This is a genomic window from Oscillibacter valericigenes, from assembly GCF_021531915.1.
GTDB classification, from domain to species: domain Bacteria; phylum Bacillota; class Clostridia; order Oscillospirales; family Oscillospiraceae; genus Oscillibacter; species Oscillibacter valericigenes_A.
This window is the reverse complement of sequence record NZ_JAFBIV010000028.1, coordinates 1-16,155: the sequence shown is the minus strand read 5'-3', so window position 1 is coordinate 16,155 and position 16,155 is coordinate 1. Positions and strand designations below refer to the sequence as shown.

At 55.6% G+C, this 16,155-nt stretch carries 13 protein-coding genes; 10 read left to right on the top strand and 3 right to left on the bottom strand.

Features of this window, described 5'->3' with window-relative positions; genetic code table 11:
- Nucleotides 1–1,793: 1,793 nt before the first annotated feature.
- Nucleotides 1,794–2,048: a hypothetical protein gene (locus tag JQM66_RS11930; protein WP_235230095.1), complete on the bottom strand. Its 255-nt coding sequence runs from the start codon at nucleotides 2,046–2,048 to the stop codon at nucleotides 1,794–1,796.
- A gap of 224 nt (nucleotides 2,049–2,272) precedes the next feature.
- Here JQM66_RS11930 and JQM66_RS11925 point away from each other — a divergent pair, with 224 nt between their 5' ends.
- Genes JQM66_RS11925 through JQM66_RS11900 form a run of 6 tightly spaced genes read left to right on the top strand, consistent with a single transcriptional unit; the run spans nucleotide 2,273 to nucleotide 10,073 of the window.
- The gene (locus JQM66_RS11925; RefSeq protein WP_328284142.1) at nucleotides 2,273–5,020 is read left to right on the top strand and encodes a leucine-rich repeat domain-containing protein; all 2,748 of its coding nucleotides are present in this window, start codon (nucleotides 2,273–2,275) and stop codon (nucleotides 5,018–5,020) included.
- Between the two features lie 22 nt (nucleotides 5,021–5,042).
- A complete protein-coding gene (locus JQM66_RS11920; RefSeq protein WP_235230093.1) occupies nucleotides 5,043–5,792 on the top strand; it encodes an FHA domain-containing protein in 750 nt (249 codons plus the stop codon).
- A complete protein-coding gene (locus JQM66_RS11915) occupies nucleotides 5,779–6,615 on the top strand; it encodes a PP2C family protein-serine/threonine phosphatase (protein ID WP_235230092.1) in 837 nt (278 codons plus the stop codon). Before JQM66_RS11920 ends, JQM66_RS11915 begins: the two co-directional genes overlap by 14 nt.
- A gap of 27 nt (nucleotides 6,616–6,642) precedes the next feature.
- Nucleotides 6,643–7,845, top strand: coding sequence for a trypsin-like peptidase domain-containing protein (locus JQM66_RS11910; protein ID WP_235230091.1), 1,203 nt, complete (start codon nucleotides 6,643–6,645; stop codon nucleotides 7,843–7,845).
- A 3-nt stretch (nucleotides 7,846–7,848) separates the two neighbouring features.
- Nucleotides 7,849–8,574 carry a PP2C family protein-serine/threonine phosphatase gene (locus JQM66_RS11905; protein ID WP_235230090.1) on the top strand — a complete coding sequence of 242 codons (726 nt, stop codon included), beginning with the start codon at nucleotides 7,849–7,851 and terminating at the stop codon, nucleotides 8,572–8,574.
- Nucleotides 8,571–10,073, top strand: a complete 1,503-nt coding sequence (locus JQM66_RS11900; protein WP_235230089.1) for a VWA domain-containing protein — start codon at nucleotides 8,571–8,573, stop codon at nucleotides 10,071–10,073. Before JQM66_RS11905 ends, JQM66_RS11900 begins: the two co-directional genes overlap by 4 nt.
- A 425-nt stretch (nucleotides 10,074–10,498) precedes the next feature.
- Here the strand turns inward: JQM66_RS11900 and JQM66_RS11895 are convergent, their stop codons facing one another.
- Nucleotides 10,499–11,380 carry a PfkB family carbohydrate kinase gene (locus tag JQM66_RS11895; RefSeq protein ID WP_235230088.1) on the bottom strand — a complete coding sequence of 294 codons (882 nt, stop codon included), beginning with the start codon at nucleotides 11,378–11,380 and terminating at the stop codon, nucleotides 10,499–10,501.
- A 267-nt stretch (nucleotides 11,381–11,647) separates the two neighbouring features.
- On the opposite strand from JQM66_RS11895, the gene JQM66_RS11890 reads away from it, so the two are divergent.
- From JQM66_RS11890 to arcC, 4 genes are all read left to right on the top strand, one after another.
- Complete coding sequence (locus JQM66_RS11890; protein WP_235230087.1) at nucleotides 11,648–12,403, top strand: hypothetical protein; 756 nt, start codon at nucleotides 11,648–11,650, stop codon at nucleotides 12,401–12,403.
- 12 nt (nucleotides 12,404–12,415) lie between these two features.
- Nucleotides 12,416–13,669, top strand: a complete 1,254-nt coding sequence (locus tag JQM66_RS11885) for an aminotransferase class III-fold pyridoxal phosphate-dependent enzyme (protein WP_235230086.1) — start codon at nucleotides 12,416–12,418, stop codon at nucleotides 13,667–13,669.
- A gap of 108 nt (nucleotides 13,670–13,777) precedes the next feature.
- Entirely contained in the window at nucleotides 13,778–14,314 is a 537-nt protein-coding gene (locus tag JQM66_RS11880) for a helix-turn-helix domain-containing protein (RefSeq protein WP_235230085.1), read from the top strand.
- A 91-nt stretch (nucleotides 14,315–14,405) separates the two neighbouring features.
- On the top strand, nucleotides 14,406–15,350 hold the full coding sequence (gene arcC, locus JQM66_RS11875) for a carbamate kinase (RefSeq protein WP_235230084.1): 945 nt from the start codon (nucleotides 14,406–14,408) through the stop codon (nucleotides 15,348–15,350).
- A gap of 59 nt (nucleotides 15,351–15,409) precedes the next feature.
- On the opposite strand, the gene JQM66_RS11870 is transcribed toward arcC, so the two are convergent.
- A partial coding sequence (locus JQM66_RS11870) for a transglutaminase domain-containing protein (protein ID WP_328284141.1) occupies nucleotides 15,410–16,155 on the bottom strand: 746 nt, incomplete at its 5' end.

Sequence of the window (16,155 nt, the reverse complement as noted above, 5' to 3'; positions counted from 1 at the left end):
CAGCACTTAGGAACTCTGTTCCGTTCTCTGTCTCTGTTTATGAAATTGGCTGTTTAGTATCAACGCCGCATAGAGATGGAAACTCCCCGTCTGGTGAGACTGCGGCGAACACGACCGTTGGGAACGGCTGCAGCATACATGCCGCTGGTGTTCTTCGACCTTCCGGTGCAGGTCTGATTTGCTGGGGATGCTTTGTATGACCGGCCGGACACTCTGACTGCCCGGATACAAAGCCCAGCCGCTGGCACAGCTGGATGACATGATAAAAGGACCTCACGCTTTGCCAGAAGCGGGAGTGACCGGCAGTCCAGACCGGTCTGAAATCATTTCCTCTGGTAATAAAAAGCTTCAACATACAAAAACCTCCTCGCCCGCAACAGTTCAGGGAGACTGATCCTGAACCGGAACCGGGCTTTCATCATCTAAAAATGGATACAAAAAGGCCTGAAAACGGCTTTCGCCTTTTTCAGACCTCTAGTAAGCAATATTCATCCTAAAAATGGGATTGCACAATCAAACGAAACAGTGCTTTCCCCAGTACCTACAATCCCTGCAAGAGCAGGAAAACCCAAACCGATCATATCCCCGCAACATTCCTGCAAACAATGCTGTAAGCAGGCGTTGAAGTTCCATGGGTGCAAAGCCACAGAAACCATCAGACGGGCGGAAACTGATCCCAATACCCCTGAGGGGCAATCAATGCTGCACAAGTGTGCAGAGTCATAGCGACCACATCGAGGGTCACTTCACAACTTAGCAATCTCCACTGACCGGGAGTGGGCATATCTAATAAAAGCAAGATCATATTAGCACAAAATGTCGCAGATGTCAAACTTCTGAGAGTTTATCTGATGCCACTTCGTGTTAATCTGTGCCCAATTTGAAATTATTTTTGGCATTTTATAAAGAGGGATACGCACAACGTTTTCGTTCGAGAACGCAAGCGCATTCCTGACAAAAGCCGTTCAACCTGCCGGGATGCTCCGCATCCTCAGCTCACTGCATAACAAGGCCCGTTCCGGGGAAGCTCATTGAATAAATACGGCATCAGTTTACCATGATTTCAACGGATTGACTATCATACCAAAATCTATGTGGCATTTATGTGGAAGCCCCATTCGTTACGCATAACGTAGCCGATCGTCAACATATCTTTTTGTTTACGTTATGTGTAGTCGTAATGTAATAGTTCCGGTGCCTGCGTTCTCAATCGTCTACGTTATACGTTGAGTATCCTCTCCTGTAAACTTGCCGATGTTAACGCCGGGAGAAAATCGCCGATTGGCTAATTCCGCCCAGCGCTAACACCGACAGTCAACATCCCCCTTATCATTGTTCGGTATAAGTTTGTAAATTGCGGTAGTTGCAGAAACCAACGGCGCAAGCAAAACACCTAAAAAATGGAAATAATTTTACTTTTTTCGCGTCCCACGCAGAATCAGAAAGAAACAACCCCGGAACCCATTGCAGCGCAATGGGTTCCGGGGTGTTTTTACATCATTTTTTGAAAACGAGTTGCCATAATCTTCTATAGGAATATAGACTGCTAAGGTATAGTAGGAGCATGAATGATAGGAGCAACAGCCACCGTAGCGATTGCCAATAGTTTGACTGTTGGGACTTTCTGATTTACCTGATCCGCCGGTTTAACCAACCGTTATAACTTACCAATAAATGATTTGTAAGAGCGCGGAACGAGTATCCGCTCTATGATACCTGAAAGAATCTGCACATTACGGATATTGCATATTGATTTCGGTGCCTGAAAATTACCTGATACTTGATCCTGGCCTTCACATCCTTTCCACGCACTGCAGAAAACCCCACAGCAATTCATTTTCCATTTTCAGACGCTTATTTTCATACTTGTACTCGGCTAATGTTTTGGCTGGCTTGCGTCCACGTTGTTTCGGAATTACATCTCCTTTTGACCAGCACTGAATTGCCCACCGACTAATTCCATACTCTCTGCTCAGCGCATTCTGGCTCTCTCCTGCGCGGATTCTGGATATGACCGCTGCTCTTATCCCTTGAGGATACTTTTTCATCCCCTTTTTCCCTGACATAACAACGCCCTCTATGTAGTTATTGTCCTACATAGGGAGCCTTTTGTCTATTGCCCGTTATTACTGGTCCGGTTCAACAGCAGATACCGCCTTTTTTGCAAAGAAAGAGAACTGTAATTTTATGGAATAGTTGACGAAAGAAAAAACTGAGAGTAAACTGGAACTGTCTAAAAAAGAGACAATATGGGAAATAAGGAGTAATTGCCATGGCAGTGATGAGCGAAACAGAGCAACTTTGCTATAACTGTTTCCAATCCTACGCAGGAGGGGAAACCTGCCCATACTGCGGGTTTGACCCGGTACAAAACGCGGAAAAATACCCCATTGCCTTGCCAGTTGGGACAGTACTGAATGGACGATATATCGTTGGACGGGTGTTGGGTCAGGGCGGCTTTGGCATTACATATTTGGCTTTGGATACGCAGCTGAATGCCCGGGTGGCTGTTAAGGAGTTTCTGCCCAGCGAGATTGCCAGCCGTATTCAGGAGACCACGGTGTCTGTAGTGTCTGGCGATAAAGCGGATGAGTTTGCTTACGGCGCGGAACGGTTCCAGGAAGAGGCTCGGACGTTGGCCAAGTTTATCGGCCATCCCAATATCGCCGGTGTTTCCAGCTACTTTGACGAGAACGGTACGTCCTACTTCGTTATGGACTATATCGAGGGCGTCAGTTTTAAAAGCTATATTGCCAATCAGGGCGGCCGGGTCAGCGTGCAGGAGACGTTGGATGTGATGATCCCGGTGCTGCGGGCATTGACAGCCGTCCATCAGGAGGGCTTCATTCACCGCGATGTCACGCCTGATAATATTTATATTTCCAAGGATGGCAATGTGAAGCTGCTGGATTTCGGATCTGCCCGATACAGCATTGGTGATAAGAGCAAAAGTTTGGATGTTATCCTGAAGGTTGGATACGCTCCCAAGGAGCAGTACATCCGCCGCGGCCGTCAGGGCCCTTACACAGACGTGTATTCCTGCGCGGCCTGTATGTACGCGGCGATTACCGGCTATCTGCCGCCCGAATCTCTGGAACGACTGGACAAGGACGATATCGTCAGCATCACCGACAGCGGTATTGAGATCCCGGCCTGGCTGGATTACGCCATCATGAAGGGCCTTGCTGTGCAGCCGGAGGATCGGTTCCAGAGCGCGGAGGAGTTCCTGCGCGCCATCGAGGAGCAGTCTATGACCGAGGCGGCGGTGCCTGCCTCTGTGGCGGCGGAAAAGGCTGCAGCAGCTACCGCCAAGAAAAACAACACAAAGATGATCGCGGGTATCGCGGCTGCCTGCCTTGCAGTCGCAGTGGGCGCTGTGGCATTGCTGGGCGGCGGAAGTAAGCCGGCCGCTTCCGGCAGCGGCAACACCAGCGGGCCGCCGCTGATCAAATCGGAGGTTCCGAGCATCACAATTGCGGGTCAGGAATACAGCACAGATCTGCGGAATTTAAACCTGTATGAGATGGGTCTGACGGATGCAGACATCGAGCCTTTGAAGTACATGGTGAATCTGCAGTCTCTGAACCTGCAGAAAAATAATATTACGGATATCTCCTGTCTGGAAGGGCTGACGCAGCTGAGGGATCTGTACCTGCGGGAAAACGACATCACCGATCTTTCCCCCCTGGCGGGCATGACAGAGATGATGTATCTTAATTTGGCGGAAAATACCAATATTTCTGATCTTTCGCCCTTGGCCGGCATGACCAAGATGAAAGAACTGAATCTCCCATTCAAGAATACGATTTCTGACCTTTCTCCACTCTCCGGTATGACGGAATTGGAATATCTTGGTATGGACGGCTACTGGGGTACCGGCAATACCATCTCGGACCTAAGCCCGCTAGAGAATCTGACCAATCTGAAGCAACTCGCTTTGGGAGTGGACCAGGTGGAGGATCTGAAACCTCTGGCAGGGCTGCATAAACTGCAGGAACTGACGCTGTACGGAGAAATGAATATCTCCAGCCTGAACGCGCTGAGTGGGTTGACCAGTCTCAAAACTTTGCGCCTGAGTACAAATACGGGCAACTCTACATGCGTGTTTGTGGAAGACCTCAGCGGCCTTTCCAACCTGACGCAGATGGAAACTCTGGAACTCTTCTGCAGCGGTCTGAAGTCTTTCAAGGGACTGGAAGGGATGACCTCTCTGAAAAAGCTCAATATGTATGTTGACGCCGGCCTGCAGGACGTCAGTGCGCTGAAGGGGCTGACGGCCATGGAGGAACTGAATATATGGAACAGTAGCAGCAATAACCCCTGGCTGAAGAATCTGGATGCATTTTCCAATATGACGAGACTGCAGACGCTTCAATTCAGTGCGGACGGCCTGGAAAATCTGGATGGCATTGCAAATCTGACCAATCTGCAGACGCTTCGCCTTTATGGCAATGATGCTACCTATTCCAATGTCAATGCCCTGTCCAAGCTGACAAAGGTGAAGGAACTGTATCTTCCCGGCACAAAGGACTACCAGATGGTGGACTTCAGCGGCATTGAAAATATGACGGAGCTAACAAGCTTTTCTACATCTGCCGGAGTGAAGAGCTATCAGCCCTTTGGAAAGTTGACAAAGCTCAAAACATTGACCTTGTATGCATATTACCAGAATGGAAGCCGCCCTGCTGATCAGGAGGCGCTGGGCAATCTGAGTCAGCTGACCAGCCTGCGGATCAGCCTGGGTGACGGTGAAACAGACATTACCGCGCTGGGTAAGCTGACGAATTTGCGGGAACTGAATCTGTATGACTACACTTATAAAAACGGGTTACGGGACATCAGCCCGCTGGGGAATCTCAGCAATCTGCAGACTCTTTCACTGTCTGCCCGAAATGTCCGGGACATTTCGCCGTTGGCCAATCTGCGGAATCTGAAAAGCGTGGAGATCCGCCAGTATAACGATAATCAAATCTCCGATCTGTCTCCGCTGGACCATGTGTCCAGTGTGACCATCAACTAAACGAACAGAGGAGGAGTCTTCCATGGCACAGATCGAATGTGGGCGGGGACATTTGTATGACCCTGAGGTACATCCCACCTGTCCATACTGCAATGGAAACCAAAGAATTACAGTGGCTGCGGCCGGACGTACAGCTCCCCTCCGCACGGTGGACATGAACCGGACAGCGCCTGTTTCTGTGACGGCACCCCAGCCTACCGCACCGCTGAACCGCGTACCCGTGGCGGAAGGCGGAAAGACCATGCCGCCCAGGGGCTATGGGATGAGTGTTACAGACGCCAATAAGACCATGCCTCCCAGAGGGTACGGCGCGGCTCCTGCGCCGGAGCGGACGGCGGCTCCGGCCGGTTACGGAACCAGTGTGACTGCTGCCGGCAAGACAGTGGGTGTTATGCAGGCTAAAATGGGATTTGATCCGGTAGTCGGCTGGCTGGTTTGCGTGGAAGGCCCCAGCCGCGGCAAGAGCTATACCATTCGCGGCGGTATCAACTCCATTGGCCGCAGTGACCGGATGGATATCGTGATTACCGGTGACATGAAGATCTCGGCGGAAAATCATGCCAAGGTCAGTTACAGCGACAAGAACAACAGGTTCAATCTGATTCCCGGCGACGGGCGGAATATCGTGTATCTCAATGATGACGAGGTTTTTTCCGCCATGCCGCTGAAGGCTTACGACATCATTGATTTTGGCGAGACCAAGCTGATGTTCGTACCTTTGTGCGGAGAGCATTTTACCTGGAAGATGGGAGCGGAAAATGGGACTGTTTGACAGGATTTTTGGACGGAGCGCTTCCGCTCCGGATGTGCCTGCCGCGCCTGGGGCGCCTGTGCGGCGAGAGCCGCCCAATACCATCCGCATAGCAAACCTGCAGGGCATTGGCTGCCGGGAAAACCAGGAGGATTCCTTCGGAATTGCCAACGCTGCCGACGTGACAGAGATGTCCCACCGCGGACTGTTTGCCGTAGTGGCAGACGGTATGGGCGGCATGGAAGACGGGAAGGTCGCCAGCGAACTCGCAGTAGAGAGCTTTCTGGAACTTTTCCGCTCGATGCCGGAGGACGCAGAGATCTCACAGTATTTGATGGAGGGCACCCATGCTGTCAGTCAGCACATTTTCAACCAGTGCGCAGGGCGCAGCGGGACAACACTGGTAGCAGTGCACATCCTGGGGGATGCGCTGAACTGGATCAGTGTGGGTGACAGCGCCATCTTTTTGGGGCGCAATGGCGGTGTGTTCCAGGTGAACCGGGAGCATACCTGCCTGAATGATCTTTATCTGGATGCGCTGGAAGAAGAAATTATTGACCGTGCCCGAGCGGAGGAAGATCCGGACGGCCGAAGGTTAACGGCATTTCTGGGCATGGACGAGTTGAAGATGATCGACAGGAGCCAACAGTCGCTGCACCTCCTTCCCGGAGACCGGCTGCTGCTGTGTTCTGACGGTATCAGCGGGATCCTGACGCCGCCCGAGCTGCTGGAGGCAATGGTCGTGGAGCCTGAAGAAGGCTGCAGACTGCTGGAGACTTTTGTGGCTGAAAAGGCGCTTCCGCAGCAGGATAACTATACAGTGATTATGATTGCCTACAAATAAGAAAAATCAGGACAGAGGAGAAACGATATGAAAAAGCTTCGCATTCTTGGCGTAACTTTACTGACGATTCTAATGATGGGATTGGCTGCAGTGCCTGCAATGGCGGCGTTTGACAGAACTGTGCTGGACAGTATTATTCTGATTTATGCCGGTGCCCCAGATAAGGACGGGGTGATGAACTACTGGCGCGGCACGGGCTTCTTTGTGGGCAAAGAGGGGGAAAAGCCCCAATATATCATTACGAACTGCCATGTGGTGGAAGATTTCATCCTGGCCGGCAAAGCGTCCGGCGGCGGGGAACTGAAGGTCATGTATGGCAAGGATGATGAGGAAGAGGCTTATCTGGTGGATTATGACTATGAAAAGGATGTGGCTGTGCTGCGTCTGGCTGAGCCAACCGATAAGCGGGTCGCCCTTATGATGCAGGAACCGTCTGAAGATATGCTGGGCACGACTGTTCATGCCGTGGGATTCCCCCAGGCGGCAGATCTGACTGTGGAAGCAGTGACCTCTTTCAGCAGCAGTGACGCCAGTGTCACTACCGGCAGTGTCAGCCGCTTTCTGACGGAGAGCGGTACCGGCCGTAAGCTGATTCAAACGGATGCCGCCCTGAGCGGCGGAAATTCCGGCGGCCCGCTGACCACGGAGAACGGCACTGTCATCGGTATCAATACCGCCGGCTCTGCATTGGATCAGAACCTGTTTTATGCGGTCAGCGTCAGCGAGGTCATGCCGCTTCTGACCCGCAATGATATTGCATACGGCGTTTACAGTGAAAAGGGAAGTTCCAACATGACAATGATCATTGCGATCGCTGCCGTAGTGATCCTTGCTGTAGTGGCTGTCGTCATTGTGATGAGTAAGAAGAAAAAGCCTGCCCAAGCACAGGAGGCTGAGGGAAAGAAACCTATTCCTGTGGTGCGTTCCATGGCGGCCCAACATAACGGACAGACCGTCCAACTGCACAATCAGCCTATCCAAATCGGCCGTGACCCGGCTGTTTGCCGCATTGCTTACCGTGATGGTACGCCTGGCGTCAGTTCCAAGCACTGCCAGGTGTATTACAGCGAGGGTGACAATGCATTTGTGGTGACGGATCTGAACTCTACGTACGGCACGTTCCTGTCCAATGGACAGCGCATTGCTCCCAATGTGCCCACCAAGATGGCGCCCAAGAGCTCTTTCTATCTGGGCGATGCCGAAAACACCATCTATCTGGACTTGGAGTGATCTATGAGAATAACCGCCTATTCCTACACCAACCAGGGCGGCCGGGAGCATAACGAGGACAGCGTCCGCTGTGCTTCCGGCGAGGCGGGAAGTATTTTTCTCCTGGCAGACGGCCTTGGCGGACACGGCTGCGGAGAAGTGGCTTCCCGGATGGCTGTGGATAGCATATATGAGGGGTGTACCACACTGAAGACGGCCTCTGCGGAAATGCTCCTGACTTTGATGAACGACGCCAACAACAGGATTTTGAATGCACAGAGCAGTCCGGAGCAGTCCGATATGCGTACGACCGCGGTGGCATTGCATATTGCGGATCAGCGGGCGGCCTGGGCATATGCGGGCGATTCCCGCCTGTACCATTTCAGCGGCGGTCAGATAGCCCATGTGACGAAGGATCACTCTGTCACTTACCGTAAATATATGGGCGGGGAGATTTCCTACATGGATATTTACCATGATGATGACCGGACTCGCCTGATGCGGGTTCTGGGCAAGGAAAACTGTCGTCCGGAGGGAGAAGAAACAGAAGTTGTGCCGGGAGATGCGTTCCTGCTCTGCTCGGATGGTTTCTGGGAGTATGTATATGATGAGGAAATCCTGATTGATTTCCTGAAATCCGAGAGCCCTGCACAGTGGGCCAGAAATATGCTGTTGCGGCATATCCGCCGTGCGGCACCGGGAAATGACAATTTTTCACTGATCACTGTGTTTGTGGAGGAAGAAACATGAGACATTTAAAAATCCTGCTTTCCCTCTGTCTTGTAATGCTGTTGATGCCGGTTTCTGCCTATGCGGCAGGAGAGGTGGATGTGGTGCAGACATTGGTGCAGGATGACATTCTTTACCTGTGGATGGACACCTCTGCACTGAGCGATCCTGTGACACAGGTAAATGCAGAGACAAACGGAGTCATACTGCCGGTTGCAGGGACTTTGCAAACGGTTGCCCAGGTAGATGGCGGTAGCTATTGTATTTTTTTGTTGGACCGATCCGGCTCCATGCCCAAGCACAAACAGGAGATCTTGGACTTTATGGATGCCTATACGGCCACCTGCCCGGATGACAGCAAATATGCGCTGGCTACCTTCGGTGATGAGTTTGAACTGGTAGCTGATGACCTGGATGGAGAGAATTTGGCTGCGGCTCTGGATCAGGTCAGCTACAGCACACAGAACACCAGACTGTATGAAGGTACGGCAAAAGCGTTGGATTATCTGGCGAAACGGCAGCGCCGCGGCGGAGAAATACACAGCCTTGTATTGCTGACAGACGGTGTGGAGGATGCGCCAAGTTCTGCGGTGACGTTTGAGGAATTGTTGGAGCTTGCTGGTGAAGCGGGTGTATTGCTGCATGCAGTAGGCTTTGGCGATGATCAGGCATCCCTTGAGAAGTTGCAAGCCATTGCAGAAGCGGGCGGAGGACGCTGCGGTGTTCCCGGGGCAGAGCTTAGTCCTGCTGCGTTGGCAGAACAAATGACAGCAGAGATGAATCTGCTGCGTATGGCTGCATTTGACCTGTCCGGTTATACTGGCCCCAAAGGCCCGCAGAGCGTAAAACTGACGTTGGCTGCCGGGGCGCAGTTGCTGGGCAAAACCGAGGCGGTGGCAAATTTATCCAGCGGTACAGGCAGCGGTATGGAGACGCAGACGGTGCTGCCTGACGAGAGTTCGGAAGAGAAAGATCATATCCCTCCGACGGCTGAGGAAAGAGAACCGGAAGCTCCTCCGGCAGAAGAAGCGCTTCCTGAAGTGAATGCGGAGCTGCAGGATGCAGCGGCTGCAGAGAAAGAGGCGCCCGCTGTGAGCGGTATCGTAATCGCCGGAGCTTTGGCGGCTGCAGCGGCAGTCGTTCTGGCAGTTGTAGTGTTTATTAAACGCAAAAAGCGGGATCAGCCCGAACAGTCTTCCGAGGCACCTGTTTCACTGGATAACGACCCCAATCAGGGAATTTATATGCGTCTGGAGGTAGAGCAAGGCTCTTATATTGGAAAACAGACTGATTTTGGCTTGGTAGATGAGTTGCTGGTTGGATTGGGCGGGCACATTGCTTTCTCCCAATTGCCTGCTCGCAGTGCCCGTATCTTTGCGGCAGAAGGCGTTGTGTATATTGAACCGCTGGAGTTTGTTCAGGAAGTGTGTGTGAATGGCTTGCCGATAGCCATGCCTAATCTTCTGCGAAGTGGAGATATCATTACGATTGGAGAAACGCGGTTTTGCCTCAAATTTTAATAAGTTGAGCGGCTTACGTACGTTGGAGAGTTGCTTTCGTTTTCATTCATAATGGATGAAAACGGGAATTCCCATTGTTTAACTGGATAGGCATGCCCTGCGTGACTCAAAATTTAGCCTTATTTTTAGCCTTATGAGGATAACATCAGGTGGATTTAGTCGGGATAAGCTAAAGAGTTGAAATTGCGGAAACCCTTGCAGCGCAACACTTTCCAACATGCGATAAAACAGGCTAAAACCCGGCTTGCTCGATTCAAATCCGGGTGTCACCTCCAGAAAGAAACCTCGTAACCGCAATGGTTACGAGGTTTTTCTTGTGCTTCCGAGCGTGGGTTTCCCTTGTTTTTTCCCTTACCGGGCGCATTTTTTGAAGTTTTCACGAAAAGCGCACCTGCGAGAGCAGGTGCGCTTTTTCAAAGCAAAGCTCAATAGAACTCCCGGATATAGTTCAGGACGTCCTCCCGGGTGCCCATGAAGGGACCGGGAGTCTCCATTTTCAGGGACACCAGGGCGGTGCAGTACTGCAAGGCATCCTTGATATCCGCCCGCTGGCGCTCGGTGATGTAGCCGGCGAAGGTGGTGTCGCCCCGTCCCGTGCGGCCGGACAGGTTCCGGGCCTTGATGGGGCAGGTGTAGATGTTCTGACCGTCGTAGGCCAGCACCTCCGTGTTGTGGGTGATGAGGACCTCCTTGGCGCCCCAGCTGTGCAGTAGCTTGGCGGCCTCGACCCGGTCAGTCAGGCCCGTCAGGATCTCTGCCTCGGCGGCATCGGTCTTGAGATAGTCAATGCAGGGCAGGTATTCCATCTTCTCCGCCCAGTCGTGGAAGGCCATGGTCTTGTCAGCCTCCACATGGCGCAGCAGACACTGCACGTCCACGGCCACCTTGCCGTGCTTGGCGGCCTCGGCAAACAGGGCGCCGTCAAAGTCGCCGTACACCAGGCCGGCGAAGTGGTAGATCTTGGTGTCGATATCGGGCAGCTCCTCGAATTTGAAGGGGTCGCACACGCCCATGGAGGTGCAGGCCCGCTTTTCCTTGTCGGCGGTGAAATACTGGTTGCGGATGGAGCAGGTGGCCTTGGATTCCTTCCAGTACACGTCAGCGCCGGAGTCCTTGAACCGGGCCTCCACATCCGCGTCGGCGGGATTCAGCTTGGTGAACAGGGCGGTTTTATTGCCGCTTTTGGCGGCGGCAAAGCCGGATGCCACCACGGCACCGCCCACTTCCTTGCGCTCATTGCCCTGATAGTCAATGTTGTGGTCCAGGGAGACAGGGCCGATGACCAGCACATCGTATTCCTTCTTCATAGTTCCCTCTTCTTTCTTTGAAATCAAACGAATGGGAAGGCTCCGGAGCCTTCGCCCTTGTTGCTTCATACTACCATCACGGGGGAAAATGGTCAACCGGACCGGGACGGTTTTCCTCAATCGCACAAAAGCTCCGGAGATTTTTTGGCGGAAATCACATGGCTCCACACCCGGTGGGGGTCGCAGCGCCACTTGCGCCAGGGGACGATCCGGTTTATAATTTTACCATTCTGGCCCGCCGGGAAGGGCGGGAGATCGGAGAGCACTATGAAAGATGCAAGGACCATGGCGTATATCAACCTCTTTGCCGTGCTGGGGGCGCTGCCGTACCTGTGCGAGCTGGACGGGGAGGCTGCGGAGCTGATTGCGGGGAAAACGGTCTCCGTGGGCTTCGCCGTGAAGGACGGCCCCTCCGCCACGCTGTTTTTCGGCGGCGGAAAGTGCCGCATGGCCCCGGGCGTGGACCGCTGCCAGGTGAAGCTGCCCTTCTCCAGCTGCGAGAAGTTCAACGGCCTCATCGACGGCACCGTCACCCCCATCCCCAGCAAGGGCTTTACCAAGATCGGCTTCCTGACCGGCCCCTTCACCAAGCTGACGGACCGGCTGTCGGCCCTGCTGAAGCCGGAGCCCGGCGCCTTGGAGGACCCGGAGTTTTTCCGTGTTTCCACCACCCTGATGTTCCACGTCATCGCCGAGGCCATCGCCCAGGTGGCCAACGAGGACAAGATCGGCCAATTCTCCGCTTCCAATATCGTGGACGGCACGGCAAAGCTGTCCATTGTGGGTGGCCCCGCGGCGGCCCTGTGCTGCCGGGACCACCGGCTGCTGACCATCCACAAGGCCCCGGAGCATCCCTTGTCCTACATGGAGTTCGGGGACATGCGCCTGGCACGGGACCTGTTTGACGGCAAGGTCAACGCCATCGCGGCGGTGGGCGCCGGACAGGTGCGCATCGGCGGCATGATCTCTCAGATCGACAACATCAACCGCATCCTGGACCGGGTGGCGGTGTATCTCGGATAAGGAGGGACGGATATGAAGATCAATGACTATTCCAAGAGCCGGGAAGCGTATCTCCGGGCCTGCAAGGTGATCCCCTCCGGTATCTACGGCCACCAGGGCCCCGCCGAGGGCTGCTACACCCCCATCGAGGCCTGGCCCATGTTCTCCTCCCGGGCGGAGGGCAGCTATTTCTGGGACCTGGACGGCAACCGGATGATCGACTACATGTGCGGCTACGGCCCCAATATCCTGGGCTATCACGACCCGGACGTGGACGAGGCAGCCCGCAAACAGCGGGCGCTGGAGGACTGCGTCACGGTGCCCTCCACCAAGATGATCGACTTCGCGGAGCTGCTGGTGGACACAGTGGCCTGCGCCGACTGGGCCTTCTTCGCCAAGAACGGCAACGACGTTACCACCCTGGCTATCATGACTGCCCGGGCCTACACCCACCGGAAGAAGATCGTGTTCTTCAAGGGCTACTACCACGGCGTGTCTCCCTGGACTCAGAAGATGGACTATGCGGGCGTTCTGGAGGAGGACGTGATGCACAACCTGTATGTGGACTGGAACGATTTCGACGCGCTGGCAGAGCTGTTCGACCAGTACAAGGGCGAGATCGCCGCCGTCATCGGCCAGCCCTACATGCACGGCAACTTCAAGGATAACGAGCTGCCTGCCGACGGCTTCTGGCAGAAGGTCCGCAAGCTCTGCACCGACAACGGCACCGTCCTGATCGTGGACGACGTGCGGGCGGGCTGGCGCATCGATCTTGCGGGCAGCGACCACTACTTCGGCTTCAAGGCGGACCTGATCTGCTTCTGCAAGGCTCTGGCCAACGGCTACAATGTCTCCGCCCTCTGTGGTCAGGACTTTTTGAAAAACACCGTCTCCGGCATGAGCTACACGGGAAGCTACTGGCTGTCCGCTGTGCCCTTCGCCGCCGGTATCGCTTGCATTGAGAAGATGAAGAAGCTGGACCTGCCCCGCGTCCTCAACGAGAAGGGTAAAAAGCTGGGGGACGGCCTGATCGAAGCGGGTAAGAAGTATGGCTTCGACCTCCATGTGTCCGGTATGCCCAGCCTGTTCTACCTACGGCTGGCGGACGATCCCAGCCTGATGCTCCATCAGGAGTGGATCGCCGAGTGCGTGAAGCGGGGCGTGTTCTTCACAACCCACCACAACCACTTCATCAACTACGCCCTCTCCGACGCCGACATCGCGGAGACCATCGCCGTGGCGGAGGAGGCCTTCTCGGTGGTCCGGGCGCGGCACCCGGAGGGCTGATGATCCTTTGCAACGGTCCGTTGCGGAATTGCCGCCTTTCGGTGCTGGACGAAACCTGCTGAAACGCGTATCATATAGGGGAAATCACTGAAAAGCGGGTGGCACCTCATGGATACGATGACGGAACAGACCTTTGGACGGCGGCTCCAGACGCTGCGGGCTGCGGCGGGCTTCTCCCAGGAGCAGCTGGCGGAGCGGTTGGACGTGGCCCGGCAGACCATCTCCAAATGGGAGCTGGGCATCTCCACACCGGAGTTGAGCAAACTGGTGGAGCTGAGCGAGCTGTTTGGCGTCTCTCTGGACCAGCTGGCCCGGGGAAAGGACTGGGATGGCCCCGGCAGCCAGACACCGGACCTGGAGCGGCTGGCCCGTCAGAACCGCCGCGGTCAGCGGAGAACCGCCCTGACGGTGGTGGGTAGTCTGTGCCTGCTGCTGGGCGGCGTGCTGGTTGCCATCCTGCGGGCTTTGGAGACCTGGTTTTTGGAACTGCAGTATCTGTTGTACCGCTATATGACAGTGGGGGAGTATGTGCCCGCCCCTGCCGCCGGAGAAGTCCTGCGGCTCCCGCTGGCGCTGTCCGCCGGACTTGCCTTTATAGGTTGCTTGCTGTTGGCATGGCTGCTTTGGCGGAGGAAAAGAGAATAACAGAAAACGGCCCCAAGGGGTCGTTTTTTGCTGCGGATAATTCCCCGGGCCAGGGGCAAGCTATGGGAAAACGAGGAAAGGAAGTTTTTCTATGGCTGAACGACTTGTCATCGCCCTGGGAGGGAATGCTTTACAGTCCGGGAATGCCGCCCCCACCGCCGAGGCCCAGCTGGAGGTGGTCCGGGGGACGGCCCGGCAGCTGGCGGAGGTCAGCGCCCGGGGCTATGAAATGGCCATCGTCCACGGCAACGGCCCCCAGGTGGGCCGCATATTGCTTGCCAGCGAGACCGCCAAGGACGTGGTTCCGCCCATGCCCTTCGATGTCTGCGGCGCCATGAGCCAGGGCTATATCGGCTACCACATCCAGCAGGCGCTGAAATACGCTCTGGCGGCCCGGAACCGGAACTACCCGGTGGTGGCCCTGACCACCCAGATGATCGTGGACGGAAACGACCCGGCCTTCCGGAATCCCACCAAGCCCATCGGCGCTTTCTATACTGAGGAGGAGGCCCGGGCCCTGGAGCGGGAGAAGGGATATGCCATGCGGGAGGACGCCGGCCGGGGCTGGCGCCGGGTGGTGGCGTCGCCTCTGCCCCGAAAGATCGTGGAGATCGAGGCGGTGCGGCTGCTGTGGGACCACGCCATCGTCATCACCTGCGGCGGGGGCGGCGTGCCGGTGGTGGAGCACCCCGACGGCACCCTGGAGGGCGTGGCGGCGGTCATCGACAAGGACTTTGCGGCGGAGCTGCTGGCGGAGGAGGTCAACGCCGACGCCCTGCTGATCCTGACGGAGGTGGAAAAGGTGGCCATCCACTTCGGCAAGCCCAACCAGCAGGACCTGGGCCATCTGAGTCTGGCAGAGGCTGCCCGGTATGTGGAGGAGGGCCAGTTCGGCGTGGGCAGTATGCTGCCCAAGGTCCAGGCGGCCATGAAGTTCGTCCGGGCCAACCCCGGCCGGAAGGCCATCATCACCAGTCTGGACAAGTGCCTGGACGCCCTGGACGGCAAGACCGGCACGGTCATCACCTTTGCGTAAAAAAATCCGCTCCGGACCGCATCAAGGTCCGGGGCGGATTTCGTTGTGACCGGAGGCAGTTACCAGGCGTGGTACAGGCGGGACTGGGCCGGGGTCATGGCGAAGAAGGCGTAGTTGACGCGCTGTCCTTCGTTGCCCCAGGTGGTGTCGATGTGGTATTCGGTGCCGTCCAGAACGGCGGAGGTCCAGATGTGGCTGTCGTTGAATACGGAGGTGCACTGGATGCCCTCCAGCTTCAGCAGCAGGTTATAGGCCCCGGTGTAGCCGTCACAGACGGCGATGCCCCGCTGGAACAGGCTGTAGGGCAGGTGGCTGAGCGAGGTCGTTCCCGCGCTGCTGTCATAGACGCAGTTCTCACAGATCCAGCCGTAGTAGACCCGGGCCATTTCCCACTGGGTCATGGAGTCCGTCAGCTGTCCCTTCTCCCAGAGCTGCTGCCGCACCGCCAGGGCGGCGTCCATGGTGGCCTCCCGGAAAGCGGAAAGCTCCTCCTGGGCGGCGGTGGAGGAGAAGGTGATGGTCATGGTCCCCAGAGCGTTGTAGGTGCAGGAGGCGCTGTTATAGCTCTGCTCACTGTATTGCTTCACAGTTATCAGGGCATTATTCAGGATCTGGCGGGCTGTGACTGCGGTGAGCTCTGGATAACTGAGTGTCAGCTGATTGCTGTTGGAGGAGAGCATATAGCGGACGGCGCTGTCCATCTCCTCTGCCGTGGCCGGGGCGGTGAAGCGCGTTCCCGGTTCCACCAGCTGGGCCAGGGTGCTGCCCGCCGGGGCGGGGGGATCGCTGAGGGACCATGGGGGGG